General features: G+C 61.5%; 21 protein-coding genes and 1 tRNA gene. 7 read left to right on the top strand and 15 right to left on the bottom strand.

Annotated elements, in window-relative coordinates:
• Positions 1–203: 203 nt before the first annotated feature.
• The 3 genes from DXD48_RS03800 to DXD48_RS03790 all read right to left on the bottom strand — a co-directional run bounded on the left by DXD48_RS03800 (position 204) and on the right by DXD48_RS03790 (position 3,845).
• Positions 204–599 (bottom strand): helix-turn-helix domain-containing protein, encoded by a 396-nt coding sequence (locus tag DXD48_RS03800; protein WP_117564058.1) that lies wholly within the window; start codon positions 597–599, stop codon positions 204–206.
• A gap of 449 nt (positions 600–1,048) precedes the next feature.
• The gene (gene bilR, locus DXD48_RS03795) at positions 1,049–3,079 is read right to left on the bottom strand and encodes a bilirubin reductase, long form (RefSeq protein WP_233506756.1); all 2,031 of its coding nucleotides are present in this window, start codon (positions 3,077–3,079) and stop codon (positions 1,049–1,051) included.
• A 689-nt stretch (positions 3,080–3,768) separates the two neighbouring features.
• Positions 3,769–3,845: transfer RNA gene (locus DXD48_RS03790), tRNA-Met, on the bottom strand.
• 197 nt (positions 3,846–4,042) lie between these two features.
• Here DXD48_RS03790 and DXD48_RS03785 point away from each other — a divergent pair.
• The gene (locus DXD48_RS03785; protein ID WP_117564056.1) at positions 4,043–4,816 is read left to right on the top strand and encodes a type III pantothenate kinase; all 774 of its coding nucleotides are present in this window, start codon (positions 4,043–4,045) and stop codon (positions 4,814–4,816) included.
• 99 nt (positions 4,817–4,915) lie between these two features.
• Here DXD48_RS03785 and DXD48_RS03780 read toward each other — a convergent pair whose 3' ends face one another.
• From DXD48_RS03780 to DXD48_RS03765, 4 genes are all read right to left on the bottom strand, one after another.
• Positions 4,916–6,112, bottom strand: a complete 1,197-nt coding sequence (locus tag DXD48_RS03780; protein WP_117564055.1) for an ATP-binding protein — start codon at positions 6,110–6,112, stop codon at positions 4,916–4,918.
• Positions 6,113–6,364: 252 nt separating this feature from the next.
• Positions 6,365–7,066 carry a hypothetical protein gene (locus tag DXD48_RS03775; protein WP_117564054.1) on the bottom strand — a complete coding sequence of 234 codons (702 nt, stop codon included), beginning with the start codon at positions 7,064–7,066 and terminating at the stop codon, positions 6,365–6,367.
• Positions 7,067–8,803 carry a dihydropteroate synthase gene (gene folP, locus DXD48_RS03770; RefSeq protein WP_117564053.1) on the bottom strand — a complete coding sequence of 579 codons (1,737 nt, stop codon included), beginning with the start codon at positions 8,801–8,803 and terminating at the stop codon, positions 7,067–7,069.
• A 95-nt stretch (positions 8,804–8,898) separates the two neighbouring features.
• On the bottom strand, positions 8,899–9,651 hold the full coding sequence (locus tag DXD48_RS03765; protein WP_117564052.1) for an NAD-dependent protein deacylase: 753 nt from the start codon (positions 9,649–9,651) through the stop codon (positions 8,899–8,901).
• Between the two features lie 114 nt (positions 9,652–9,765).
• On the opposite strand from DXD48_RS03765, the gene DXD48_RS03760 reads away from it, so the two are divergent.
• Complete coding sequence (locus DXD48_RS03760; RefSeq protein WP_117564051.1) at positions 9,766–10,584, top strand: exodeoxyribonuclease III; 819 nt, start codon at positions 9,766–9,768, stop codon at positions 10,582–10,584.
• Positions 10,585–11,118: 534 nt separating this feature from the next.
• On the opposite strand, the gene DXD48_RS03755 is transcribed toward DXD48_RS03760, so the two are convergent.
• From DXD48_RS03755 to DXD48_RS03745, 3 genes are read right to left on the bottom strand one after another with little or no spacing between them, the layout of a single operon-like run.
• Positions 11,119–11,832 carry a DUF6580 family putative transport protein gene (locus DXD48_RS03755; RefSeq protein ID WP_117564050.1) on the bottom strand — a complete coding sequence of 238 codons (714 nt, stop codon included), beginning with the start codon at positions 11,830–11,832 and terminating at the stop codon, positions 11,119–11,121.
• A gap of 4 nt (positions 11,833–11,836) precedes the next feature.
• Positions 11,837–13,480: an ABC transporter ATP-binding protein gene (locus DXD48_RS03750; protein WP_117564049.1), complete on the bottom strand. Its 1,644-nt coding sequence runs from the start codon at positions 13,478–13,480 to the stop codon at positions 11,837–11,839.
• Positions 13,480–14,367 carry an energy-coupling factor transporter transmembrane component T gene (locus tag DXD48_RS03745; protein WP_233506729.1) on the bottom strand — a complete coding sequence of 296 codons (888 nt, stop codon included), beginning with the start codon at positions 14,365–14,367 and terminating at the stop codon, positions 13,480–13,482. Before DXD48_RS03745 ends, DXD48_RS03750 begins: the two co-directional genes overlap by 1 nt.
• A gap of 199 nt (positions 14,368–14,566) precedes the next feature.
• Between DXD48_RS03745 and glmU the strand changes: the two genes are divergently transcribed.
• The 5 genes from glmU (at position 14,567) to gltA (ending at position 20,640) form a co-directional block, all read left to right on the top strand.
• A complete protein-coding gene (gene glmU / locus DXD48_RS03740; protein WP_099432438.1) occupies positions 14,567–15,979 on the top strand; it encodes a bifunctional UDP-N-acetylglucosamine diphosphorylase/glucosamine-1-phosphate N-acetyltransferase GlmU in 1,413 nt (470 codons plus the stop codon).
• Between the two features lie 192 nt (positions 15,980–16,171).
• On the top strand, positions 16,172–17,158 hold the full coding sequence (locus tag DXD48_RS03735; protein WP_089573682.1) for a ribose-phosphate pyrophosphokinase: 987 nt from the start codon (positions 16,172–16,174) through the stop codon (positions 17,156–17,158).
• Between the two features lie 239 nt (positions 17,159–17,397).
• Positions 17,398–18,027, top strand: a complete 630-nt coding sequence (pth, locus tag DXD48_RS03730; RefSeq protein ID WP_199407887.1) for an aminoacyl-tRNA hydrolase — start codon at positions 17,398–17,400, stop codon at positions 18,025–18,027.
• 373 nt (positions 18,028–18,400) lie between these two features.
• Positions 18,401–19,240 carry a sulfide/dihydroorotate dehydrogenase-like FAD/NAD-binding protein gene (locus DXD48_RS03725; RefSeq protein ID WP_117564048.1) on the top strand — a complete coding sequence of 280 codons (840 nt, stop codon included), beginning with the start codon at positions 18,401–18,403 and terminating at the stop codon, positions 19,238–19,240.
• On the top strand, positions 19,231–20,640 hold the full coding sequence (gene gltA, locus DXD48_RS03720) for an NADPH-dependent glutamate synthase (RefSeq protein ID WP_022094914.1): 1,410 nt from the start codon (positions 19,231–19,233) through the stop codon (positions 20,638–20,640). The genes DXD48_RS03725 and gltA overlap by 10 nt, the downstream gene beginning before the upstream one ends.
• A 458-nt stretch (positions 20,641–21,098) precedes the next feature.
• On the opposite strand, the gene DXD48_RS03715 is transcribed toward gltA, so the two are convergent.
• The 5 genes from DXD48_RS03715 to DXD48_RS03695 all read right to left on the bottom strand — a co-directional run bounded on the left by DXD48_RS03715 (position 21,099) and on the right by DXD48_RS03695 (position 24,828).
• A complete protein-coding gene (locus tag DXD48_RS03715) occupies positions 21,099–21,722 on the bottom strand; it encodes an AAA family ATPase (protein WP_117564047.1) in 624 nt (207 codons plus the stop codon).
• Positions 21,723–21,798: 76 nt separating this feature from the next.
• The gene (locus DXD48_RS03710; RefSeq protein WP_117564046.1) at positions 21,799–22,437 is read right to left on the bottom strand and encodes an amino acid ABC transporter permease; all 639 of its coding nucleotides are present in this window, start codon (positions 22,435–22,437) and stop codon (positions 21,799–21,801) included.
• A gap of 3 nt (positions 22,438–22,440) precedes the next feature.
• On the bottom strand, positions 22,441–23,187 hold the full coding sequence (locus DXD48_RS03705; protein WP_117564045.1) for an amino acid ABC transporter permease: 747 nt from the start codon (positions 23,185–23,187) through the stop codon (positions 22,441–22,443).
• A gap of 25 nt (positions 23,188–23,212) precedes the next feature.
• Positions 23,213–24,088 (bottom strand): transporter substrate-binding domain-containing protein, encoded by an 876-nt coding sequence (locus DXD48_RS03700; protein WP_117564044.1) that lies wholly within the window; start codon positions 24,086–24,088, stop codon positions 23,213–23,215.
• 8 nt (positions 24,089–24,096) lie between these two features.
• Positions 24,097–24,828, bottom strand: a complete 732-nt coding sequence (locus DXD48_RS03695) for an amino acid ABC transporter ATP-binding protein (RefSeq protein ID WP_055251548.1) — start codon at positions 24,826–24,828, stop codon at positions 24,097–24,099.
• Between the last annotated feature and the right edge of the window lie 239 nt (positions 24,829–25,067).

The following is a 25,067-nucleotide window of genomic DNA, read 5'->3' as shown; positions in this document are numbered from 1 at the left end:
CTGGGGAGTTTTAGGCGTACGGGGTAAGGAGTCTGTCCGCTTTGGAGCAGAGAGGCGACGCTCCCCCTATCGCGGCGGCGGGCGCACGGGCCACTGCGCGCGGTTTATTAACCACTTTGGAGGATGTTCCAGTAGGCTCACGACGGTCCAAAAAGTTGGCGCGGCAAGAAAAATGCGCCCCTGTGGGCGCACCATCCCGTTCGCTATTCCGCTTTTTTAACGCGCGGCTTGCGACCGCGCGGCTTATCAACCAGCGCGGACTCACCGCTCTCGCGATACTGGCGGCACCAAGCCTTGACCGAAGACTCGCTGGGAATCTTGTGCTTGATCATGGCCTCGCGAACCGTTAAGCCGTTTTCCAAGCGGTCCTTGACCACGGCGAGCTTAACTTCGTACGAATAGGTGTGATGATGCGAACCGGCGTTGAGAACGGCGTCGGCACCGCCCACGGCATACGCGCGGGCCCACTGACGAGCCGTGGCCTGGGGAATGCCAAGCTCCGCGGCGAGGGCGCGATGACCGACCCCCTCTTGGAGGACCTCGACGGCGCGCTGCCTAACCTCGGGCGCATGCGTGCGAGTCCTAGTTGCTTCCGACATACCTGCCACTTCTTAGCCTTAACCGTTAATCTGCTTTCTTACGTGCAAGTTAGATAGTAGCATTTTACTGTTTGCTCAAAGCAGTTAATTAAAATAGACGCGGTGTTATCTGGGCATTTGGCACCAATTTACGACATTTCTTTATCGATTATTTACGCTGGTAGCTGACTCGCAGCCAATCGTCATTCGCTTGTCAACAAAGTTGGCATCTCTTTATGTCCTTTGCTATAGCGGATATGATTATTAACCCCTCCCCCAATTATTTTGAGTAATCGGCAAGGCAGTAGACGTCCTTACTCCTCATGATTACCGCGCATTGCCATCCACCGGAGCAAAACAAAAAGGGCGGGGCCTGCTGCGCTTGCAGGCCCCGCACCGGTTGACACCCGACGGGACACAGCCGGGCGAGACGGATCCGTGCTACCGTCCCGCCTGGCCGCGATGTTCAGCTACAGCTCGTTGGCCGCATGATACGCCGTGCGAATGGCGCTCGCGATGTCGGCGGTGCGCTCGCCCGAGCAGTCGCCCACGCAGGTCACGGGCACCGTCACGCCATCCAGGTCAAACGCGTTGGCCTTGGAGCCCACGGCCATCACCACGTAATCGCAGGCGATCTTCACCGGCTCCTCGGCACCGTCCTCGGTGGTGTGCACGGCCTCCACGCCCTCGTCGGTAATGGCGGTCAGGCGGGTCTTAACGTGCTGTTCCACGTTGTGGGCGGCAAAGTCGCTCATGATCAGCGGCAGAATGGTCTCGGACTCGCCAGCGGCAATCTTGTCGAGCATCTCGACAATCGCCACCTCGCAGCCGTGCTGCAGCAGGTACTCGGCAGTCTCGATACCCACCAGGCCACCGCCAATGACGGCGACGCGCCCGCTGAGCTCCACCTTGCCGGCCAGCACGTCCCAGCTCGAGACGACCTTCTCCGAGTCGGCGCCCGGAACGGGGATGACCACGTCATGCGCGCCCACGGCCACAATCGCGGCGTCGGCGGCGTTGAGGTCCGCGGGGCGAGCGGCATGGTTGAGCTCAACCTTCACGCCCAGGCCGGGCAGAATCTTCTCGTAGTACTCGACCGAGCGCATAATCTCATCCTTGCGCGGAGGCGCGGCCGCCAGCACAATCTGGCCGCCCAAGTGATCGCTCGCCTCATAGACGGTCACGTCGTAGCCGCGCTTGGCCGCCACGCGTGCGGCCTCCAGGCCGGCAATACCGCCGCCCACCACGGCGATCTTCTTGTCGCCCTCGCCCGGCTTAATGGCGATGGTCGCCTCGTCGCCGTTCTCGGCGTTGAGCACGCACGAGATGTACTTGCGGTTTTGAATCGCATCGACGCAGCCCTTGTTGCAGTTGAGGCACTCGCGGATGGGCTCGCCGGTCGCGGCCTTCAGCGCAATGTCGGGGTCGCACATGAGCGAGCGGCCATAGGCGATAATGTCGGCCGCGCCGTCCTCAAGAATCTTCTCGCCGGCCTCGACCGAAACAACACGGCCGACGGTGGCCACCGGCACGGAGACCAGGGCCTTGACGCGCTCGGCCACCGGCAGCGTCCAGTTGTAGGGCATGGCACCCATGGGCGGAATGGTGTCGCCCATGTTGCCGGTGTGGTTGGCCTGCGCGACCTGGATCATGTCGATGCCCGCGCCCTCGAGCAGCTTGGCGAACTCGCAGGCCTCGTCGGGCTGCAGGCCACCCTTGCCGCGCGGCGTGCCGTCGGGGTTCTCCATGATCACGGGGAGCTTGTACTCCACCATCAGCTGCGGCGCGGCTTCCTTAATGGCGGCGACGACCTCGAGCGCATAGCGAACGCGGTTCTCGAACGAACCGCCGTACTCGTCGGTACGCTTGTTGAGGATGGCCGAACATAGCGAACCCACCAAGCGGTCGCCGTGGACCTCGATGGCGTCAATGCCGGCCTGCTGCGCGCGAGCGGCCGAGGCGGCGATGGCCTCCTTGATCTGGGTGAGCTGCTCTACGCTCGCCTCGTTCACAAAGTGCTGCATATCGTGGTGCAACTTGGCGTAGGCCTGCTTGCGGATCTCGTTGGACTCGGCCATCTTGGCGGCAAAGGTCTCCTCGTCGCCGGCGGCCTTGGCCTCCTGCGCGGCCTTGGCGGCGGCCATGGAACCCATGACCATGCGGCCGACACCGGGCACGTCGTACTCGGGGTGGAACAGCTGCAGCGCGACCTTGGCGCCGTGCTTGTGAACGGCGTCGGCCAGCGCCTTAAACGTGGGGATCTGGGCGTCGGTCGCTAACTTGGGCGTGGGGCTTGCGGTCATAACAGGAGCAACGTCGCCGATGACGATGTAGCTCACGCCGCCACGGGCCAGGCGCTCGTAAAAAGCCAGGCTGCGCTCGCCAATGGAACCGTCGCGCTCCTCGTAGCCGGTGGTCAGCGGCGGGAACATAATGCGGTTTTTAAGCTCAAGGGGGCCAACCGTAATGGGCTGGAGCAGTTTGGATGCGGGTGCGGTCATGGACATTCCTCTCTTGTAGGCGCGGCGGCGATGTTGCCGCGTAGTTGTCTAGAGGATATGACATGGGAGCACGGCGACGCAACGGAAATCGGCAGATAGCAGGTAGCGGCAGGTGGATGGGGCGGGGCCGGCTGCCGGTTTGTCTCAATCTGTAACAGTAAGACCCTATTTTGCCGAGCAACTGTTACAGATCGAGACAAACCGAAACCGTCCCGGCGGAAAATCTCAATCTGTAACATCTACAGGCCAAAAACGACCCTAGATGTTACAGATCGAGACATTCCTCTCGACCCATCCCTAACAATCTAGATCTGTAACATCTGGACCCACTTTTGACCCCTACCTGTTACAGATTGAGACAAACCAATCCCGTCTGCCGAAAGATCTAGATCTGTAACAGTTACTCGGCAAAATGGGCCCCAGATGTTACAAATCGAGACAAACGGGACCCGCCTGCAAGAAAATCTCAATCTGTAACAACAACTCGGCAAAATCCGTCCCTCGTGTTACAGATTTAGACAAACTGAGACCGTCCTGCCGAAAGATCTCAATCTGTAACACCTAGCCGCCCAAATCGGGTCCACCTGTTACAGATCGAGATTATGTTTGAGAGGCTGGAAATTGGACTGAGAAAACAGTCCCGGAATAACAAAAAAGCTCGCCGGCTAGGCCGACGAGCTGCAAGTTCTTGGTCGCGGGGGCAGGATTTGAACCTACGACCTCCGGGTTATGAGCCCGGCGAGCTACCAGACTGCTCCACCCCGCAATGTCTGGACGCCTCATGTGCGCAAGAAAGAATATTACGCGGGAGTTCGGTAAGCGGCAAGGAAAATCTCGTAGAGCATAATTCCTTCATATTTAGAACCCCTCAGCCCCTATCACCGTGAACGAATCGCAGCCGAGCGCCGCCGGCGGCACGTATACAATGGTGCGCGTCCTTTTACGCCGACACCTGGAGTAGACATGCTGCTCGCTATCGATATGGGAAACACGCAGACGGCCATGGGCCTGTTTGACGGAGACGAGCTGGTGCAGTCGTGGCGTATGCCCACCGACCGCTCCTATACCGCCGACGAGATCCACGTGCGCCTGATGGGTTTCTTTAAGATGTACGACCTCTCGCTCGGCGCGGTCGACGCGATCGCCTTTGCCGGCGTGGTGCCACAGCTTTCGTGCGAGTGGCACGCCGTGGCCAACCGCATCGCGGCAGACGCCATCGTCATCGGGCCGCAGACGGCGGCCGTGACCAAGCTGCGGGCGGCACGCCCCCAGGCCGTTGGTGCCGACCGCATCGCCAACGCCGTCGCTGCCGAGACCTTCTACGGCGCCCCAGCGATCGTGGTGGACTTTGGCACCGCAACCAATATCGACGTCATCGACGAGGACGGTTATTACATTGGCGGAGCGATCGCGCCGGGTATCCGCATCTCCATGGACGCGCTCGCCGCCCGAGCCGCCAAGCTCGCCAGCGTGCCGCTCGAGGCGCCCGAGCATGCCATCGGCCGCGATACCGAGGAGTGCATCAAGGTCGGCGCCGTAACGGGCGCCGCCGCCATGGCCGAGGGCCTGGTCACGCGCATGAAGCGCGAGCTGGGGCGCGAGGACGCCACCGTTATCGCCACGGGCGGCCTCGCCAGCATCGTCGCCGATTCGACTGATGCCTTCGACATAGTCGACGGCCAGCTCACCATCAAAGGCATCTGCGAAATCTACCGCCGCATGCAGAAGCTGGGGTAAGGCGGGGTTTAAGTCGAGCGCGAGCGGCGAACTAGGCAACGCATCGGTCCTATTCCTCAAAATCGAAATTTTTTCGTTTTTGAGGAATAGGACCTTTTGCTAAGCCTCGCCGCACAACCACCTCGCCAGGTCCACGATCTGCACCCCATTGCGGTCCGTGGCCTCGTGATGCGTGCGGGCGAGAATCATCTTGGGGTACGCGTCGCCAATGCTCAGCAGTGGTGAAATCTCGCGTTCAAATGTCTTATCCGAGCTGATGTCGTCGCTCACCTGAATGTAGAGCTTCTCGCTTCGCTTGATTGCTACAAAGTCTATTTCCTTTTTATAGAGCACACCGACGTATACCTCGTATCCGCGGCGCAGCAGCTCGATGGCCACCATGTTCTCGTATACGCGTCCCCAATCCATATCACGTGTACCAAGCAGTGCGTATTTGAACGCGTGGTCTGCCAGGTAATACTTCTCGCCGCTCTTAAGGTATTTTTTACCGCGAATGTCGAACCGGCGAACTTTATAGAAGGCAAACGCATCGCACAGGTACCCCATGTACGCACCGACCGTTTTGTTCGTTATCTTTAGCCCATCTGCGTTCAAAACATCCGTAATGTTGCGTGCCGACGTTATGTTGGAGACGTTGTCCATCATGTAATCGGCAATGCGCAGCAGTGCCGATTCGTTTCTCACGTTATGCCGCTGCACGATATCCCTCACGATGAGCGTTTTGAAGACATTGGAGAGATATTGGTAGCGCTGCTCCTGCAGTGGATAAGGGTAAGAGCCGGACATACCGCCGGTTCTCGCGTACCCATCGAAGTCGCGATCGACCTCGCCCTCGTCACTATAGAAGCGATACTCCTCAAACGAGAATGGGAAAACCTCGATCTCGAACGTACGCCCCGTAAAGAGCGTCGACAGATCGCTCGACAGCAAAAAGGCGTTCGATCCGGTGATGAAGATGTCGTACTGCTCGGATGCATGGAGGCTGTTGATCGCGCGTTCAAAGCCGTCGCACATCTGAACCTCGTCGATAAGCAGGAAGTTTTGCTTGTCGGACACTCGATGCTCTTTCACATAGGCGAGCAGGGCATGATATTCGAGCAGGCCCTCGAACTCGTCGAGGTTGTAATTGATATGGATGACATTCGAATTGGACAGATTTGCCTCCACGTAATCGCGGAGGGCCTCGAGCAATTTTGACTTACCGCTACGGCGAATGCCCGTTATGACCTTGATGTCCGGTACGCCAATAAGGCTCGTCAACGTGTCCATATATGACGTTCTATTGATGAGTTTCATTGGTGCCTCCCTGCGGTCTTCTATCGCTATTCCTCAAAAACGAAAATTATTCAGTTTTGAGGAATAGACTCTGCAACGAATATACCTCGTTAAAGGCCGAGCTGGCTTAATTCTATTCCTCAAAATCGAAAGATTTTCAGTTTTGAGGAATAGGGTGCTGGCAACCCATTCACCAGATAGGCGAAACCCTCCCCGGCACAGGCCGAAGAGGGCTTCGTTGTCATCGTTATCTTTGAGCGCGGGCGCCTCGCGTTACAGTCCGCGAATCCGTACGGCCTCGGGCGGAAACTCCTGCTCGCCGGCATCGGTCTTGATGGTCGCGCGGCCCCAGATGTCCAGGCCCGCAAACACACCGACTGCGAGCGGCAAGCCGTTGGGCGACACCGCCGCGACCTGACGACCCAGCAGTGGCACCATGTCAAAGTACTCGCCCAGCACCGGAGCCAGCGGGCCGGCAGCGCCCTGCGGCGTGTTGGCGGCAACCGCCCAGGCGTCAACGCGGGTCAGCACAGCGGCGGCCAATGCCTCGATCAGCGCCTCATCTGCCATATCCACGCCAAGCTCACCCAGCGCCGCACGCTCAATATCAACCGTCACCGCGGCAAACATGCCCGCAGCACCGGCACCGCCGTTCACGGCAACACGCGCGAGCGACGCCTCAAACGCAGGCGCACCGCACACGATATCGCTCGGCCACTGGATACCCACTTTACCGGCAAGGCCCAACCCCGGCGTCGAAGCCGTGCCCACGAGCGCGTCCATCATGCCCATCGCGGCCACAAACGGCAGGCCGTGGAAGGCATGCATGTTCACATCGGGGCGCACAACCAGCGAAAACGTCAGCGAAGCATCGCCCAAGCTCCACGCGCACCAGCCCGCGGACACGCCCTCGCGGCCCGCGTCACGCGCCGCGTCGAGCTCGGTACCGGCGACAACAGCATTCATCTCGATCATCTACATACGCCCCAATTCGCCCACGATATGGCCCACGCGATCCTCGGGTTCCTTGACCTCGACACCGTTATAGCGGAAGAACCGCGCCGGGTCGTGCATCAGGTCCTCGAGCGGCACCAGCACAAAGTCACGCTCGCCGATCAGCGGATGCGGCAGGCGCAGTTTTTTGCCGCCGTGGGTCTCGCCGTCCATCCACAGCAGGTCCAAGTCGATGGTGCGCGGACCGTTGGCCTTGGCCTTTTTGGAGCGGTCGCGACCCAGCTCGGCCTCGATCTTCATGAGCTCGTCGAGCAGCACCAACGGCGCCAGCTCGGTCTTAATCTCGATGACGGCGTTGGCAAACGCGTCCTGGCGCGTCTCGTAGGCCGGCTCGCTCTCGTAGATCTTGGAGGAGTTGGACACGCAGGTGAGTGGAATCTCGGCGATCATGTCGCGTGCGGCGCGGATGTTGTCACAGCGATGCCCCAGGTTGGAGCCCACGGCCACAAACGCGCGGCGCGGCTGCGGCTTGGCAACCGCCCAGTAGCCGTTCAGGAACTGCGCAAAGCCCGCGGCGTCGTGCACGCGCACGATGTTGGCACCGGCCTGGATGGCGCCCAGGCACACGCCAAACGTAGCGGCATCGCGCTCGGCGGCCTCGGTCACGCCCGAGACGGCGCCCACAAAGCGCTTGCGCGATACGGCGCACATGAGCGGATAGCCCAGTGACGCCATCTTGGCAGTCTCGCGCTGGATGACGATGTCCTCGTTGGCCGTCTTGCCAAAGCCCGGACCGGGATCGATGCAGATGCGGTCGCGCGACACGCCGGCGTGGATGAGCGCGCGGGCCTGGTCGGACAGAAAGCCCATGACGCGGCGCATGATGGGCGCCGAATCGGGCAGGGTGAAGCGGCGGAGCTGCGAGGTGGGCACGTAGGCTTCCTCGCGGCGGGCGCTGCGGCGCATCATGGCGGCCAGGCGGTCATTGGGCTCCGATGCGGCCTCGGTGGCCTCGGGCGCGGGCGCGACGGTCTCGGCGGCAGCAGCCTGCTCGGCGGCCGGCGTCTCCTGCTTCTGCTCGTCCGTGGGCTCCGGCGCGGGCTCCGGATCGCCAAACGGCAACGAGGGCTGCACCACGCCGCCCGGAAGCTTGGCCTCCGGCTTAGGCTCGCCCAGCAACTTGCCGCGACGGCGGCGAGCCGGCTTCTCAGCCTCACGCGCGGCCTCGGCAGCCGCCTCACGCGCCTTCTCGGCAACAAACGCCGCAGCCGAGGTATCGAGCTGCACCGTTGCGTGCGTGCGTGCGGGCGCGGCGACCTCGCCGGCATGCATCACGATGACGCCGCAGGTGCTCGTCTTAACAAACTCGACCATCTTGGGGTCGGTGAAGCCCGTCACGTCGTTGACGATCGAGGCGCCGCAGCGCACGGCCGCCTTGGCAACCGCCACGTGGCGCGTGTCGATCGAGACGATGGCGCCCTCTTTGGCCAGCGCGCGCACCACGGGCAGCACGCGGCGAGCCTCCTCGTCGGGATTAACCGGGGTAAAGCCGGGGCGCGTGGACTCACCGCCCACGTCGATGATGTCGGCGCCGGCGTCAAGCATCGCCAGGCCGTACTCGATGGCGGCATCCGGGTCGAAGTGCTCCCCGCCGTCGCTAAACGAATCGGGCGTCACGTTGAGGACGCCCATGATGCGCGGACGGTCAAAGCTGAGCTCATACTTTCCGCACCGCCATGTCTTGCTGTCGTTCGCCATGAACATCCTCCTAAAATGCCCACGCCGCCGAGCTTGGGGAGCTGGCGGCGGGGTCGCTTTGCACTCAGTCTTTCTATTGTATCCGCGCACACGGGCTAGAACGCAAACGCGGCCGCGATGTCGCAAGAAATCAGCAGGTCGGCATTTGCATCCTGATCGGTGGGCGCCAAATTGCAAATGGCCAGCGTATCGCCAGTAAAGTAACGCGTGAGGCCCGCCGCCGGATACACTACGAGCGAGGTTCCGCCCACGACGAGGGCGTCGGCTGCGGCGATGGCAGCAACGGCGCCGGTAAGCACACGCTCATCGAGCGGCTCTTCGTAGAGGACCACATCGGGCTTGATGCGACCGCCGCACGCAGGACACACGGGCACGCCCACGGCATCCTCGTGCTCGCGCGCGCAAATCCATTCGGCGCTGTAGACCGCGCCGCACGTCTGGCAGATATTGCGGTGGACCGAGCCGTGCAGCTCAAACACGCGCCGTGAACCGGCCACCTGATGCAGGCCATCGATGTTTTGCGTCACCACGGCGTCGAGCTTGCCGGCACGCTCCAGCTCGGCCAGCTTGGTGTGGCAGCAGTTGGGCTTGGCGCCAAGCGCGATCATCTTGGTGCGGTAAAAGTCGAAGAACTCCGCCGGATGTGTCTCGTAAAAGCTGTGCGAGAGCATAGTCTCGGGCGGATAGGAAAACCGCTGGTGATACAGACCGTCCACGCTGCGGAAATCGGGAATGCCGCTTGCCGTGGAAACACCCGCGCCGCCAAAGAAAACCACGCGCTCGTGGGTGTCGAACAGCTCCGCCAACGCCGCGGAGGCCTGCTTGGGATCTGTTATCGCTTGCGTCATGTTTGTCCTCCGTCCATGTTGGTCGGGGCGGCTGCGATTGCGCCGTCGCCCACGGAGCCCACCCCGCCCCTGTTGCGCTAATCTTAAGCCTGCCAACCCCGTCGAAAGGACACCATGCCTCAGACTTACACTTTCGCCTCGTGGAACGTCAACGGCCTGCGCGCCGTGCTCAAAAAGGACCCGAGCTTTATCCAGATCGCGCAAGAACTCGACGTCGATATCCTGGCGCTGCAAGAGACCAAGCTGCAAGAAGGCCAGGTCGATATTGACCTGCCCGGCTATCACCAAACCTGGAGCTACGCCGAGCGTAAAGGCTATTCGGGCACTGCGGTCTTTAGCCGCCAGGAACCGCTGCGCGTGCTGCACGCCGACGCGCTGCTACCCTACGCCGGCGAGGGTGAGGCGGCCGCACTCGTCGCCCAAACCGTAACCGAGGGCCGCGTCTGCGCGCTCGAGTTCGACAAGTTTTGGTTTGTCGACGTCTATACGCCCAACGCCCAAAATGAACTCGCCCGCATCGACGTGCGCATGGCGTGGGACGACGCCTACCGCGGCTTTTTGAACGCGCTCGAGCGCGAGACCGGCAAACCCGTCGTGACCTGCGGCGACTTTAACGTGGCGCACGAGGAGATCGACCTTAAGAACCCCAAGTCCAACCGCGGCAACGCAGGCTTTTCGGACGAGGAGCGCGGCAAGTTTACCGAGCTGCTCGACGCCGGTTTTACCGATACCTGGCGCGCGGCAAACCCCGACGTCGAGGGCGTCTACAGCTGGTGGAGCTATCGCTTTAATGCCCGCAAGAACAACGCCGGCTGGCGCATCGACTACTTCCTGGTAAGCGACGCAATCGCCGACAACGTACGCGACACCGGCATCCGCGGCGACATCTTCGGCAGCGACCACTGCCCCGTCACCCTTACGTTGGAGCTCTAGCTCCAGCTGCCCCCGGAGACGAAGGAAAACGGATCATTTTGGGCCTCGTGAGGGTGTCCGCGTGACCCATCCGCCACGAAACACGCCCATCTACTACGTTTAAGCCACCACCCTCAACCACAGCGAACAACGCAAAAAGAAAACCGCAGGTAGAAAGCCTGCGGTTTTTCATAAAACGCGGTCATGGTCGGGAGTATCAAGCTAAACGTAGTAGATGGGCCAGTTTCGTGGCAAGCGCCGTCAACTGATCCCCTGGGGACATCTGGGGACGGAAGAAAATGGATCAATTTGGCTCTCTGAGGGCCACGATGCCCGTCATATCAGCCGGCCATTCCAAAACTATGCCGGTTTACGGGGCTGAATCGCGAACCCCCAACCATACGCAATTCCGAGATAATAAAACCGCAGGTGAACGGCTTACTCTATTTCGAAAAAAGCCGGCATGGTCTGCCTGCGCCAATCTAGCCCCGTAAACCGGCATAGTTTTGAAATGACACTTCGGCAGTATTGATTCCCGCCCCGACGCAACCAGCCCTACAGCCTGTATTTCACGACGACACGGTTAATGCGACGGCACCAAGGCTTGTACAAGGCGGCCAAAAACACGCAGGTCGCAAGGCCGTGCGTAATATCGAACGGCACTGCCGTGGCAAGACGCGCCACGGCACCCGCCCAAGTAAGCGGCTGTACAAAACCAATGATGTCATATGCGTTGATCACGACGCCATAGAGCAGGCCCGACGCAAAGCCGTACGCCAGCAGTGCTGGCATGCGCACGGTGCCGTCGACGCGGTCGAACGCACCCGCATACGCTAGCGCGCCGCCAACATAGCCAACCAGCCCCCAGGCATACATCTGCCACGGCGTCCACATGCCCTGTCCAAAAAAGAAATTACTGGTCAGTGCCGCCAGCGCTCCAACCATAAAGCCGTTGCGGCGTCCGAGCGTCGCCCCTGCGATGATGGCGATGGCGCTCACCGGTTTAAAGTCGGGAATGGGGCCAAACAGAATACGCCCCGCCGCAGCCAACGCCGCCAGAACCAGCGTGGGCATAATCTGGCGCAGTCCCGGGCGCGACGCCTCGTAACCCGCAAAGAACAGCGCGAGCACCAGCGCCACCACGACAAGCATGGCAAGTGCCGCCTGTTCAACGCCCGCCAGCAACGCCGCAGCCATCACGGCTGGCACCGCCAGCAGCAGCGGTATCTCCAGTTTTGCGAGTAGGCGCACGATGCGATAATCCGCCATCCCATCACGCCCTATAAAACACGTTGTCGGCAAAGAAGTCGGTCGGCGGCTCCATGCAGGCGATCTCGCCATCAAACATCATGGAAATGTCATCGGCAACCTGCTCGGCAAAGTCCAGGTCGTGCGTCGCCATGATGACGGTGCCACCAACCTTCGCATGGTCACGCAGGGCGCGGGCGATGATGCGGCGGCTGAACAAGTCTAGACCCTTGGTGGGCTCATCGAGCAATAGCAGTTCGGGGCCGATTAGCAGCAGTTTTGCCAATGCAAGCAGTTGACGCTGCCCGCCCGAAAGATCGTACGGATGGCGCCCATCCAGACCCGACAGCCCCAAGCTCGCCGCACGCTCCCGCGCCAAGTTCTCGTCATATCCGCAGGTCGAGGCCCATTCCATCAGCTCATCGCGAACCGTCTCGGCAACCAGCAATGCTTTGGGGTTCTGAGGCAGCAGCGCCGCCGAGGCCGCTCCGCGCACCATGCGACCGCGCTGCAGCTTGGCGGTCTTCGCCAGCACCGAGAGCATCGTCGACTTACCGCATCCGTTGCCGCCCACGATCGCATGCACCGCACCGGCCGAAAACGCCACGTCGAGCCCGCGCAGAACCCAACCGCCCGCGCGATCGTAGCGAAACCAGCTCCCTGCCAGGGTGGTAGCCGACCCGCCGTGCATTTTTTGGAGTATTCTGCTCCCATCCGTGCGCGGGAAGGCTTCTGAGCCGTTCTCGAGCGACGTTTGCGCCACAAATTCGGACGATTTGTCCAATTCCGAACTTTTTTTCGCGCTCGATACGTCCCCGGGCGGCTCCAGAGAGCCCAAATTGTCCTCACGCCTGCTGAATACTCCGTTTTTTGCACATCGGACGGCACCCCACCCCAACATGTCGTCGGAAAACAGCGATTCTCGACGCCCCAAAGAAGCCATATCCGCCACCTCGCGCACGCGACCGTCCTCAATCCGGTACGCACACGTCGCATACTCGAGCATTGGGCGCGGTTGATGCGTAGCCACAACAACCGTGCAGCCCAGCTCGCGATTCACACGAAACAGCGCGTGCAGAAAATTCTTCTCGGCAACGGGATCGAGCTGAGACGTGGGCTCGTCGAGTAGCAGCACACGCGGACACAGCGCCAGGACGGCGGCAAGCGACAGCAGCTGCTTGCGGCCGCCCGAAAGCGTATCGGTATCGCGATGAAGCCAGTCCTCCAGACCAAAGAAATAGCTGGTCTCAGCTACGCGACGGCGCATCTCATCACGTGCTAGCCCCAAGTTTTCCAGGCCAAACGCCATCTCGTGCCACACGGTTTCGCACACGATCTGGTTCTCGGGATCCTGGAACACATAGCTCACGCGCTCCGCCGATGCCCGCACGTCCATGTCGGCAACGTTCTCGCCCAGCACGCGCGCATCACCAGTGCGCTCGCCCGCCGGAGCGATCTCGGGCTTGAGCAGCGACAGCAGCGTCGACTTACCCGAACCGGTACCGCCAACAAGCAGCGCAAATGCACCTTGGGGAACACGCCAATCAAGCCCCTCGAGCACCGGTGCCTCGGCCCCGGGATAGGCAAAACTAAGGCCCTGCACCTCAATCGCCGGAATATCCGGGCCGCACGCCGCGCCCGACACCGGGCCCCTATCCAACCGAGCCATCAGCCAAACCTCTTCTCATCAATCGCATGAAACGCGCAAGGCAGCACCATCCAGGCAGCGTACACGACATAGCCCGGCCACGGCGCCGGCACCGAGAGCTGCGGATAAAACGAATACTGCGTCGTCGCGGTCCACGCCACTGCCACCGCGGCAGCACCAAACAGTGCGAGCCCGGCCAGCGCGGCAACGTCGCTGCGCCCCAGTCGATACCGCGCATACGTCGTACGACGCGTCGCGGCACCCCACCCGCGCGAGCGCATCGCGTCCGCGCGCTCCAGCGAATCTTCCATGCCCCAGCCCATCAACACACTCGATGCCCGCAAACGCGAGCGCACGGGGTCGGCCGGCGCGCGGCCCGGCACATCAATCGCATCCTGCACCGCCAGCACCGTACGACCGCGGCGCAAAAACTGCGGGATAAGCCGCATGCACATCGAGATCATGAGCGCAATCACCGGTGCGGCATTGCCCAGCAGCGCGAGCACCTTGTCGTATTCGAGCATCGACGCCGCCGCCTCAAACCACAGCACGCTCGCCACAAACAGCCCGCCCATGCACAGGCCGTATACCATGCTCTCCAGATACACCGCGCGCATGCCAATACGGAACAGCTCCGTCGAGCCCGAGGCGCTAAACAGCGGATTGAGCACCGCGACGATCAAAATCACCGGCAGCTGCCAGCGGAGTGCGCCCAGCGTGCGGGCAGCCCCACGCGTCGCAAATCCATACGCCAGCCCGCCCGCAAGTGACAGCGCAATCAGTACCGGCTGCATCGAGAACATAGTGAGCCCCAGCGTCAGCACTATATAGAGTGCCGGCACAGCCGGATGCGACATCGAGAATGCCGCGACGGGCTCGCCGCCAAACTCCTCTCGTATGTTGTCCACGGGCACCCCCGTCCCCTCGCTCAAACAACAGCTCCGCAGCACCGCCAACGCCGCACGTACGCAGTGCAAACGCCACGCCGGCGGCGCAAGCCTCAACCGCCGCAAACCAATCGTTACGCGCTCGTCATATGCCTGCGGTATCATATTGCGCCGTGTATCGTTTCCAAACACACGTCTCTATAACGTAACAGGAGATCACATGGACGCAACCGCAATTATCCTCGCTGCCGGCGAGGGCACCCGCATGAAGTCGAACCACTGCAAGGTTTCGCACAAGATCCTGGGTAAGCCCATGGTCCAGTGGATCGTCGACGCTACCATCAAGGCCGGCTGCAGCCGCGTCGTGGTTGTCATCGGCAGCCACGCCGACGAGATGCGCGCCCTCATCGACGGCGCCTACGCCAACAGCGCCACCAAGGTCGAGTGCGTCGAGCAGACCGAGCGTCTGGGCACCGGTCACGCCGTGAAGGTCGCGCTCGAGGCCTGTGGCATCACGCAAGGCCCCGTCGTGGTGCTCAACGGCGACCTGCCGCTCATCACCGCCGACACCGTCGCCAAGTTCGCGCAAACCGTCGCCACCGGCGAGCTCGCCTGCACCGTCATGACCATGACCCCGCCCGATCCTTTTGGCTACGGCCGCATCAAGCTGGGCGCCGATGGTCAGATCGAGCGCATCATCGAGCAGAAGGACTGCACGCCCGAGCAGGCCGCCACGCTGCTGGAGTGCAACGCCGGCTGCTACGCCTTTGACGGCGCGCAGCTCGCCGCCCACATTAACGAGATCGGCAACGACAACGCGCAATCCGAGTACTACCTGCCCGACATGCTCGAGATCCTCAAAGGCCACGGCCAGGCTGTCTCCATCTTCCACTGCGACGACTACCGCGACGGTCTGGGCGTCAACAGCCGTATCCAGCTCGCGCAGCTCACCGCCATCGCGCGCGACCGCATCAACGAGCACTGGATGGCCGAGGGCGTCACGTTCATCGACCCCACGCAGGCTTGGATCGGCCCCGACGCTACCATCGGCCGCGACACCGTCGTATGGCCGCAGACGCACCTGATCGGCCACGTCACCGTGGGCGAGGAGTGCCAGCTTGGCCCCAACAGCCGCCTCACCGACACCACTGTCGGCAGCGGCTGCACCATCGATGAGACCATCGCCATCGAGGCCGTCATCGAGAACGGCGTCGACTGCGGCCCGCGCGCTTACCTGCGCCCGGGCACCCACATGCTCGACGGCTCCAAGGCCGGCACGCACGTGGAGATCAAGAAGTCCACGATCGGCGAGGGCTCAAAGGTGCCGCACCTGTCCTACATCGGCGACACCACCATGGGCTCCGGCGTCAACGTGGGCGCGGGCTCCATCACCTGCAACTACGATGGCGTGCACAAGCACAAGACCGTCATCGGCAAGGACGCCTTCATTGGCTCCGACACCATGATGGTCGCGCCCGCCCAGATCGGCGACGGCGCGCTCGTGGCCGCTGGCTCCGTCATCACCGAGCCGGTCCCGGCAGACGCGCTCGGTCTGGGCCGCGCCCGTCAGGTAAATATTGAGGGCTGGGCCGCCGATTACCGCCGCCGCCTGCACGAGGACGACGAGGTATAACGTTTTACCAAGCACAAAAGGAGCTGCTCCATGGGGGCGGCTCCTTTTTCTATCGTGACCTGCGCAACCGGATGAGTGGTCGGTTCGTGTCCGTTGGCGGTAAAGACGTTATCAGGACCCGATAAACCCCGCCGCGCGGTTACAATGCAACAAGGCATCTATATGGCATTCGATGTATAAAGGAGAAGGGTAATGCCGATTAATGATCCCGAGAAGTCGGAGAATATGCGCAAGTCCATCCGCGTGTATTCCGGTTCCTCCAACCGTCCCCTCGCTCAGAAGATTGCTGAGTACCTTGGGGTCGAGCTTTCGGGCCTTACGCTAAAGCAGTTCGCCAATGGTGAGATTTACGCCCGCTACGACGAGACCGTCCGCGGCGCCGACGTCTTCCTGATTCAGTCCGTGGCCGGCGGCAACGTCAACGACATGCTCATGGAGCTGCTCATCGCCACCGACGCTGCCAAGCGCGCATCCGCCCGCTCCATCACCGCCGTTATCACCCACTACGGCTATGCCCGCCAGGACCGCAAGGCCGGCCCGCGCGAGCCCATCACCGCCCGCCTCGTCGCCAACCTGCTCGAGCGTGCCGGCGTCAACCGCATCATCACCCTCGACCTGCACCAGGGCCAGATCCAGGGCTTCTTCGATATCCCGGTTAACCACCTGTCCGCACTGCCGCTGTTTGGCCAGTACTACAACGACATGCACTTCGACACCGACAACCTGGTTGTCGTCTCCCCCGACGTGGGTCGCGCCAAGGCCGCCAAGAAGCTGTCCGACATGCTCGGCTGCGACCTGGCCATCGCCCACAAGGGCCGTCCGCGCCACAACGCCGCCGAGGTCATGGGCATCATCGGTGACATCAAGGGCAAGACCTGCATCATCAACGACGACATGATCGACACCGCTGGCACCCTGTGCGCCAACGTCAAGGAGCTCAAGGCTATGGGCGCCGGCGACATCTACGTCTGCGCCACCCACGGCATCTTCTCCGGTCCGGCCATCGAGCGCCTGAACGATGCCCCCATCGTCGAGTGCGTCGTCACCGACGCCATCCCCGTCGAGGTCGGCGGCAAGATCAAGACTATCTCGGTCGCCGAGGAGTTCGCTCAGGCCATCTCCGCCGTTTACCACGAGGAGCCCGTCTCCACGCTCGTCGGCGGCGACTTCGCGCTGTAGTCGCTTGACCCTCGCATCCCACCGGAAGCCCGGTAGGCCTGCGGGGTTATCACGCCGACGTCCTCGCCGCTTCGCGGCTGCGGGATGTCGGCTTAGATAACCCCTCCCGGCCTACCGGGCTTCCTGCTGTCTCGGGGCAGCTGTTTTCTGAAATGACTTTGCCGTGCCCTTTCCTCGCCTTCGGCGGGCGTGGTAGCCTTTGTCGTTGAACGAACTTCTTATGTAACGAAAGGAAGCCTATGGCAGCTGCACAGCCGCTTAAGATTCGCATGGTTGCCGGACTTGGCAACCCTGGCGATGAGTATGCCGAGACCCGCCACAACGCTGGCTTCAAAGCAATCGACGAGTTGGCCCGTCAGGCCGGTGTCACCTACTGGAAAAACCAGGCAGGCGCCGAGGTCGCGCTCATCAACATCAACGATCCCGAGGAAGAGGGTGGCAAGCGCCAGATCGTGCTGGTCAAGCCGCAGTCGTATATGAATACCTCGGGCGGACCCATCTCCAAGCTCTGCCGCGAGTACAAGATCAAGGCCGAGGAGCTGCTCGTCATCCACGACGAGCTTGACATTCCCGCCGGTGACGTGCGCGTCAAGGTGGGCGGTGGCCACGCCGGCCACAACGGCCTGCGCTCCATCATCGACAAGATGGGCAGCCGCGACTTTAGCCGTATCCGCACCGGCATCGGCAACCCTCCCGGCAAGATGGCCGTGGCAGACTATGTGCTCAAGCAGCTGCGCGCCCGCGAGGCCGAGAACTTCCAGGACACCTGCGCCCGCGCCGCCGACGCCGCCGGTCTGGCCATCGTGCACGGCGTAATCTACGCCCGCGACCACGTCAACGGCGCCGCCTCCGCCAACGGCAAGCACTAAAACCTACCATTTAGGGACAGGTTTATTTTGGCAGGTTTTACCTGCGGAAACGCCCCAGTTGCGGCATCGCAATAAACCGTGCGCCGCCATGCACACATAGCACCCCAAAGGGGGCCGGCCTCACCAATGCGCGGGCCGGCCCCCTTTGCCGTTTTGCCTGATAAAACCTGCCAAAATAAACCTCTCCCCCTTTGGTAGGCCGAAGTGGATAAACCCTTTTCCCACCTGCCGAAGATACACGTAAACGGCATGTCCATGAGGGTATAATTTGCACCGTATGTCTGCACAACGCCTGTGCGCGTACGGTTTTATTCGGGCTACCGCCCATTTCCGTGGAGGCACGGTTCGGCAGCCCTAACAAGAGAGGGGTTCTATGTATAAGATCCTGGAGAAGACGCAGTTCTCGGAGAAGGTGTTCAAGTTCCGCATCGAGGCGCCCGCAATCGCCAAGCATGCGCACGCTGGACAGTTCCTCATGGTTCGCGCCAACGAGACGGGCGAGCGCGTCCCGTTTACCCTGGCCGGCTGGAACGGTGACGAGGGCTGGGTCGAGTTCATCTTCATGGTGATCGGCAAGACCACCGAGATGCTGTCCACCTACGAGGCCGGCGAGTCGCTGCGCGACGTCGTGGGTCCGCTGGGCGTTCCCACCGAGATGGCCGAGGGCCCCTGCGCCGTCATTGGCGGCGGCGTCGGCCTGGCAATTGCCTTCCCGGTCGCCAAGCACCTGGTCGAGACCGGTCACGAGGTCCACGCCATCATGGGCGCCCGCACCAAGGACCTCCTGCTCATGGAGGACCAGTTCCGCGAGCTCCTCGACGAGGACCACATCCACATCACCACCGATGACGGTTCCTACGGCGAGCAGGGCGTTGTCACCGCTCCGCTGGAGCGCCTGCTGCAGGACAAGGCCGTGAGCCAGGTCTTCTGCGTCGGCCCCGTTCCGATGATGAAGTTCTCGACCCTCACCGCCCAGAAGTACGACACCCCCATCACCGCGTCCCTCAACCCCATCATGGTTGACGGCACCGGCATGTGCGGCTGCTGCCGCGTCGAGGTGGGCGGCGCGACCAAGTTCGCTTGCGTCGACGGCCCCGACTTCGATGCCACCCTGGTCGACTGGGATGACCTTCGTGCCCGCCAGGCCGCTTACCGTTCCGAAGAGGGCGAGTCCCTCAAGGCCTATGAGGAAAAGAGCTGCGCATGCCACTAGTTAACGGTCGTTTCGTTGCCGATATGAAGTCGCCCCGCACCCCCGATAACGAGGAGCCGGCTGCCGAGCGCGCCTGCGACTTCCGCCCCGTCGACAAGGGCTTCACCGAGGAGATGGCGCTGGCCGAGGCCGAGCGCTGCCTCAACTGCAAGAAGCCGTTCTGTGTTGAGGGCTGCCCCGTCAACATCAACATCCCCCGCTTTATCGAGCAGATCCGCGCGAAGGACTTCGGCGGCGCTCTCGATACCATCCGCGAGGACTCCATGCTTCCCGCCATCTGCGGCCGCGTCTGCCCGCAGGAGAACCAGTGCGAGGGCAAGTGCATCCGCGGTAAGAAGTCCGAGCCCGTGGCCATCGGCCAGCTCGAGCGCTTCCTGGGTGACCGCCCCGAGCTCGCTTCCACGCCCAAGATGGCCCCCAAGAACGGCAAGAAGGTCGCCGTCGTCGGCTCCGGCCCGTCCGGCATCACCTGCGCCGGCGAGCTCGCCCGTAACGGCTTTGACGTTACCGTCTTCGAGGCCTTCTTCACCGGCGGCGGCGTGCTGGTCTACGGCATCCCCGAGTTCCGCCTGCCCAAGGCAGTCGTCAAGCGCGAGATCGACGGCTTGGAGGACATGGGCGTCAAGTTTGAGTACAACTCCGTCGTGGGCAACATGGCCACGGCCGAGGAGCTGTTCGAGCAGGGCTTCGACGCCATCTACGTGGCGACCGGCGCTGGCCTGCCCAAGTTCCTCAACGTCCCCGGCGAGAACCTGCCCAACGTCTTCTTCGCGAACGAGTACCTCACCCGCGTGAACCTGATGAAGGCCAACAAGTTCCCCGAGTACGACACCCCCACCAAGCACGGCAAGAACGTCGTTGTCTTTGGCGGCGGCAACGTGGCCATGGACGCCGTCCGTACCGCCAAGCGCCTGGGCGCCGAGCACGCCATCATCGCCTACCGTCGTACCGAGGACGAGATGCCCTGCCGTCGCGCCGAGCTGCACCATGCTAAGGCCGAGGGCGTCGAGGTTCTGCCGCTCGTCTCCCCGCTCGAGTTTGTCGCTGGCGAGGACGGCTCCGTGTGCGCCGTCAAGGTCCAGAAGATGGAGCTCGGCGAGCCTGACGAGTCCGGCCGTCGTCGCCCGGTGCCCATCGAGGGCGCCATCGAGGAGATCCCCTGCGACGTCGCGATCTCGGCTATCGGCACCAACGCCAACCCCTTCGCAAAGAAGATCGGCGGCAAGATGGAGCTCAACAAGTGGGGCTACATCGTCGCCGACGAGGAGACCGGCCAGACCACCGATCCCCGCATCTGGGCCGGCGGCGACATCGTCACCGGTGCCGCTACGGTCATTCTGGCGATGGGCGCCGGCAAGAAGGCCGCCGCTTCCATCACCAAGAGCCTGCTGGGCGAGTAATCACCTGCAGTGCTAGCCACCAAACGGCAAAGTCCCCGTCGAGCACACGCCCGGCGGGGACTTTTTCTATGCCGACCACCCCAACCACCACAAAGGGGACAGGCACCTTTGTGGTGGTTGGGGACTTGCCCGGTCGTTTTATCTCAATCTGTAACAGTTAGGCCCTGTTGAGCCTTGTAGTTGTTACAGATCGAGATATTGTGCCGGCCGCCCACGCTGCATCTCAATCTGTAACAGTTAGAGACCAAATATGCCGCCTGGTGTTACAGATCAAGACGTTGGGCTGACGGCCGAACGGTTCATCTAAATCTGTAACAGTTAGAGCCATTTTCGCTGGCTTGGTGTTACAGATCGAGATTTGCAAAAGCCGAGGATAGGCACTGCCGCCAAGGCCTTCCCCTCCGCCTAAAACAAAAACCACCACAAAGGTGCCTGCCCTTTGTGGTGGTTTTGGTCGGTTAGCCTTCGAGCTGGGCGACTTTGTAGCGGTAGGCTGCGGCGATGACGTCCTTGCAACCCTCGCGGCCCAGCTTGGCGCGGTTGACGACGATGTCCTTGCCGCTCGTCATCTTCCACTTTCCGGCACTGTAGCGCTTATAGAACGCCTCGCGCGCCTTCTGCTGCTGCTTGACCAGCTTGGCGCCCTTCTTTTTGTTAAGGCCGCGCTTCTTGCGCACTATCTCGACGCGGTCCTCAAAGGGTGCGGTCACCAACACGGCAATGTGGTTGGGATTGTTGCGCAGCAGGTAATCGGACAGGCGGCCTTCGATAATGCAGCTCTCGGTCTCGCCCAGATCCAAAATCACCTGGCTCATCTTTTGGAACAACTTGTCCGAGTACGAGCGGGCGTCGTAGCGGTCGGGCAGAAACGCCATGTTCTCCACGGCCAGGCGCTCGTCGTAGGCAGCCATCTTGTCGAGCGACTCGCCCGCACGCAGCGACGCACGTACCAGCAGCTCGTTGTCATACAGCGGAATCCCCAACTCGTCGGCAAGCATGCGACCAATCTCGTGGCCCTCGGCGCCAAAGTCGCGCGCGATGGTAATGACCACAGGACTCTTCTTGTTCTCCAGATCGCTCATCGCGATTCCTTTCTAACAAATGAGAAAAAGGCTGTCTATCGCCTTTTCCCACGATAGCGTACCAGGGAAAGCCAGGCTACGCTGCCACCATTCGCCTCTGATATGCTCTCACCAGCAGCGAGATACCAAAGTTGAGCACAAAGTACATCGCAAACACCAGACCGTAGAGCATAAGCACCTGCGACAGGTCGATCGCGTGGGCCATCACGACATTTGCCGTGTACATGAGCTCGGCAACGTTAATGCCCGAAAGATACGAGCTGTCCTTAATGACGGTCGTACACTGGCTAAACAGCGCCGGAATGATCGTCTTAAACGTCTGCGGCAGAATGATGTAGCGCATGGTGGCAAAGAAGCCGAAGCCCTGGCTCTGCGCTGCCTCAAACTGGCCGCGCGGAATCGAGTTGAGGCCGCCGCGCACAATCTCGGCCATAACAGCGCTGGTAAACAGCGTAAAGGCGATGGTCGAAATCACAATGTCCAAACCCTGCACCGTAAAGTAGATAAACAGAATCCACAGCAGGTTCGGCGTGCAGCGGAACAGCTCGATATAGACGCTCACCAAAATACGGAACGGGCGGGGCGCATAACTCTTAACGAGCGCCAGCACCGTGCCAAAGATGAGCGAGAAAAAGATCGACAGCGCCGAGATCTCGATGGTCTTAACAAAGCCGCCCCAGATGTAGAGCAGGTTGGTCGCGTTGAAGATTTCCATGCGCTAGGCCTCCTCTACGTTGTCGAGCCCCAGCTCGGCCAGGCTCACGCCGCGCGGACGCTCCTTGGAGCGGCGCTCGAGCCACTGCACCAGCATGGCGAGCGGAAAGCAGATGATGAAGTACATAAGGCAGCAGACGATGTATCCCTGCAGGTAACCGTACAGACTCACAAAGTTGTCGGAACGATACATAAGGTCGCCGCCGGCCACGAGCGCCAGCACCGACGTGTTCTTGACCAGGTTGAGTGCCTGGTTACACAGCGGCGGCAGAATGATCTTGAACGTCTGGGGCAGCACGATGTACCAGTACGCCTGGGCACGGGTGAAGCCCTGGCTCTGGGCCGCCTCCATCTGACCGCGCGGAACCGCCTCGATACCGGTGCGGATGACCTCCGAGATGTAGGCCGCGTGATACAGGCCCACACCCAAAAAGCCCAGCACAAACGGTGCGATGCGCACCGGCTGGTCGGCGCCGGTTATGGCCTGCAAAAACTGTGGGCCGGCCATGTACATAAAGAGCACCTGCACGGGCAACGGGGTGTTCTGATAAAACTCCACGTACACGCGGCTAATACCACGCAGCACGCGCGAACGCGTGGTCGAGAACACGCCCAGCAGCGTGCCCAGCACCAGCGACAGCAACAGACCGGCAACAACCACCTGCAGCGTCACACCAAAGCCCTCCCAGAAGGGCCCCATGTTTTGGAATGTCGTCGACCAACGGTCGGCGTCAAATAATCCTTCGAGCATTTGATTCCTTCCTTGGACGATGCGCCTATACAAGACCCCAGGTCTTGACCTCTTGGTCGAGCCAGCCGTCGGCCAGACGATCGCAAATCACCTGATCGACCACGGCCGAAAGGTCGCAGCCCTTCTTGGTCGCCACGCCGTAGCCCTGCTCGCCAAACTTGACCTCGGGCTGCAGCAGCTCAACGGTCTCGTTCATGTAACCGGCCAGCGTGGAGCGGTCCATGGCAAAGACGTCGATATTGCCGGCATCGAGCGAGCTCTTGATGATGGGGTAGCCGCTAAAGGCCCTAAACTCGGGCTTGCAGCTAAAGCCGTTGCCCTTGATCATCTGCTCGATCAGGCCCTGCGTGGTGGCACCCTGGCTCACGCCGATGACCTTGCCGTCCAGGTCCTCAATCGAGGTAAAGCCCGAACGCTTCTTGACCATGAGTCCAACGTAGTCGGTGCGGTACGGCGTCGAGAAATCCCAGCTCTTCTTGCGCTCGTCGGTGATGGTGTAGGTCGCCGCGACCACGTCGAGTTGGCCGTTATCGATCAGCGGGCCGCGCGTCTTGGGCGTTACGTCGGTAAACTCGACAAGCTCCTGGGCGCGGGCCTCCTTGTAGCTCACGCCAAAGACGGCAGCGGCGATCTGGTAGCACAAATCGACTTCCATGCCCTCAAAGCGGCCCTTGGCGGTGTCGTAATAGCCATAGCCGGGAACGTCCTTCTTGACGCCGGCATTCAGATGACCACGCGACTTAATGGCCGCAAGCTTGGACCCCTTGTCGGAGCCCTCGCCGCTGGTAGAGTTACCGCAACCGATAAGCGCGGTCCCCGTCAGCGCAAGCATGCCGGCGCCCGCCAGCTGCAAAAAGTGACGGCGTGACACGGCCGCCCTCGTCATATCCGTCATGTCCATCACCGCGCCTAGTGCAGAATCTTGGACAGGAACTCGCGGCAGCGCGGGTTCTCGGGGTTATCGAAGAAGTGCTCGGGCGTACCCTCCTCCAGAATGCGGCCGTCCTCCATAAAGATGACGCGGTCGGCCACCTGGCGCGCAAAGCCCATCTCATGCGTCACGCAGATCATGGTGATGTCCTCCTGCGCGAGCTCAATCATAACGTCCAGAACCTCCTGGACCATCTCGGGGTCGAGTGCCGAGGTAGGCTCGTCAAACAGGATGATGGGTTGCTTGGTGCACAGGGCGCGGGCGATGGCGATACGCTGCTGCTGACCGCCCGAGAGGTTCTGCGGATACTCGCCGGCCTTATGCGCCATGCCGACGCGCTTGAGCGCGGCGATGGCGATCTCGGTCGCCTCCTCCTTGCTCTTCTTTTGTAGCTTGATGGGCGCGAGCGTCAGGTTGCCCAGCACCGTCATGTTGGGATACAGGTTGAACTGCTGAAACACCATGGAACTATACTTGCGAGCCATCTCCAGGTGATTCTTTTTGGTAAGCGGCGTACCGTCGATGATGACCTCGCCCGACGTGGGCTCCTCCAGATAATCAACGCAACGGATGAGCGTCGACTTACCCGAGCCGGAAGGCCCGATCATTACGAGCTTCTCGCCGCGCTTGACGGTGAGGTTGATATCTTTGAGCACATGCAGGTCGCCAAAGTACTTGTTGAGATGCTTGATCTCGATCATGTCTGCCATGAATGTCCCTTCCCTGCGTTTACACGAGTTGAACTATTGTACGGAAAGAACCACGTTTCCGCAGCCCACACTACATTCCCGTAAAGAACCCGCAATCTTCCACCCACTCATTGGGCACTCATTTAAGTCTGTCCCCAGTGAGCGCCCAACCGCCCTTGTTGAGCATAAGTCAGCGAAAACCCGTACACGCGAGCAAGGTGACGTGAAATGAAAGGGCGCAGACCTTATGGTCGCGCCCT

It is taken from the genome of Collinsella sp. TM05-37, from assembly GCF_003436455.1.
In the GTDB taxonomy this organism is placed as follows: domain Bacteria; phylum Actinomycetota; class Coriobacteriia; order Coriobacteriales; family Coriobacteriaceae; genus Collinsella.
This window is presented reverse-complemented; position numbering and strand designations above follow the sequence as displayed.

Bases quoted from the DNA above. Each gene is read 5' to 3' on its own strand.
- bilR (WP_233506756.1), bottom strand. From the start codon at position 3,079: ATGACCGCACCCGCATCCAAACTGCTCCAGCCCATTACGGTTGGCCCC.
- DXD48_RS03710 (WP_117564046.1), bottom strand. From the start codon at position 22,437: ATGGAAATCTTCAACGCGACCAACCTGCTCTACATCTGGGGCGGCTTT.
- DXD48_RS03775 (WP_117564054.1), bottom strand. From the start codon at position 7,066: ATGATCGAGATGAATGCTGTTGTCGCCGGTACCGAGCTCGACGCGGCG.
- DXD48_RS03700 (WP_117564044.1), bottom strand. From the start codon at position 24,088: ATGGACATGACGGATATGACGAGGGCGGCCGTGTCACGCCGTCACTTT.
- DXD48_RS03800 (WP_117564058.1), bottom strand. From the start codon at position 599: ATGTCGGAAGCAACTAGGACTCGCACGCATGCGCCCGAGGTTAGGCAG.
- DXD48_RS03750 (WP_117564049.1), bottom strand. From the start codon at position 13,480: ATGGCTCGGTTGGATAGGGGCCCGGTGTCGGGCGCGGCGTGCGGCCCG.
- DXD48_RS03695 (WP_055251548.1), bottom strand. From the start codon at position 24,828: ATGGCAGACATGATCGAGATCAAGCATCTCAACAAGTACTTTGGCGAC.
- pth (WP_199407887.1), top strand. From the start codon at position 17,398: ATGGCAGCTGCACAGCCGCTTAAGATTCGCATGGTTGCCGGACTTGGC.
- DXD48_RS03765 (WP_117564052.1), bottom strand. From the start codon at position 9,651: ATGACGCAAGCGATAACAGATCCCAAGCAGGCCTCCGCGGCGTTGGCG.
- gltA (WP_022094914.1), top strand. From the start codon at position 19,231: ATGCCACTAGTTAACGGTCGTTTCGTTGCCGATATGAAGTCGCCCCGC.
- DXD48_RS03735 (WP_089573682.1), top strand. From the start codon at position 16,172: ATGCCGATTAATGATCCCGAGAAGTCGGAGAATATGCGCAAGTCCATC.
- DXD48_RS03715 (WP_117564047.1), bottom strand. From the start codon at position 21,722: ATGAGCGATCTGGAGAACAAGAAGAGTCCTGTGGTCATTACCATCGCG.
- DXD48_RS03780 (WP_117564055.1), bottom strand. From the start codon at position 6,112: ATGAAACTCATCAATAGAACGTCATATATGGACACGTTGACGAGCCTT.
- DXD48_RS03725 (WP_117564048.1), top strand. From the start codon at position 18,401: ATGTATAAGATCCTGGAGAAGACGCAGTTCTCGGAGAAGGTGTTCAAG.
- glmU (WP_099432438.1), top strand. From the start codon at position 14,567: ATGGACGCAACCGCAATTATCCTCGCTGCCGGCGAGGGCACCCGCATG.
- DXD48_RS03705 (WP_117564045.1), bottom strand. From the start codon at position 23,187: ATGCTCGAAGGATTATTTGACGCCGACCGTTGGTCGACGACATTCCAA.
- DXD48_RS03755 (WP_117564050.1), bottom strand. From the start codon at position 11,832: ATGGCGGATTATCGCATCGTGCGCCTACTCGCAAAACTGGAGATACCG.
- folP (WP_117564053.1), bottom strand. From the start codon at position 8,803: ATGGCGAACGACAGCAAGACATGGCGGTGCGGAAAGTATGAGCTCAGC.
- DXD48_RS03760 (WP_117564051.1), top strand. From the start codon at position 9,766: ATGCCTCAGACTTACACTTTCGCCTCGTGGAACGTCAACGGCCTGCGC.
- DXD48_RS03785 (WP_117564056.1), top strand. From the start codon at position 4,043: ATGCTGCTCGCTATCGATATGGGAAACACGCAGACGGCCATGGGCCTG.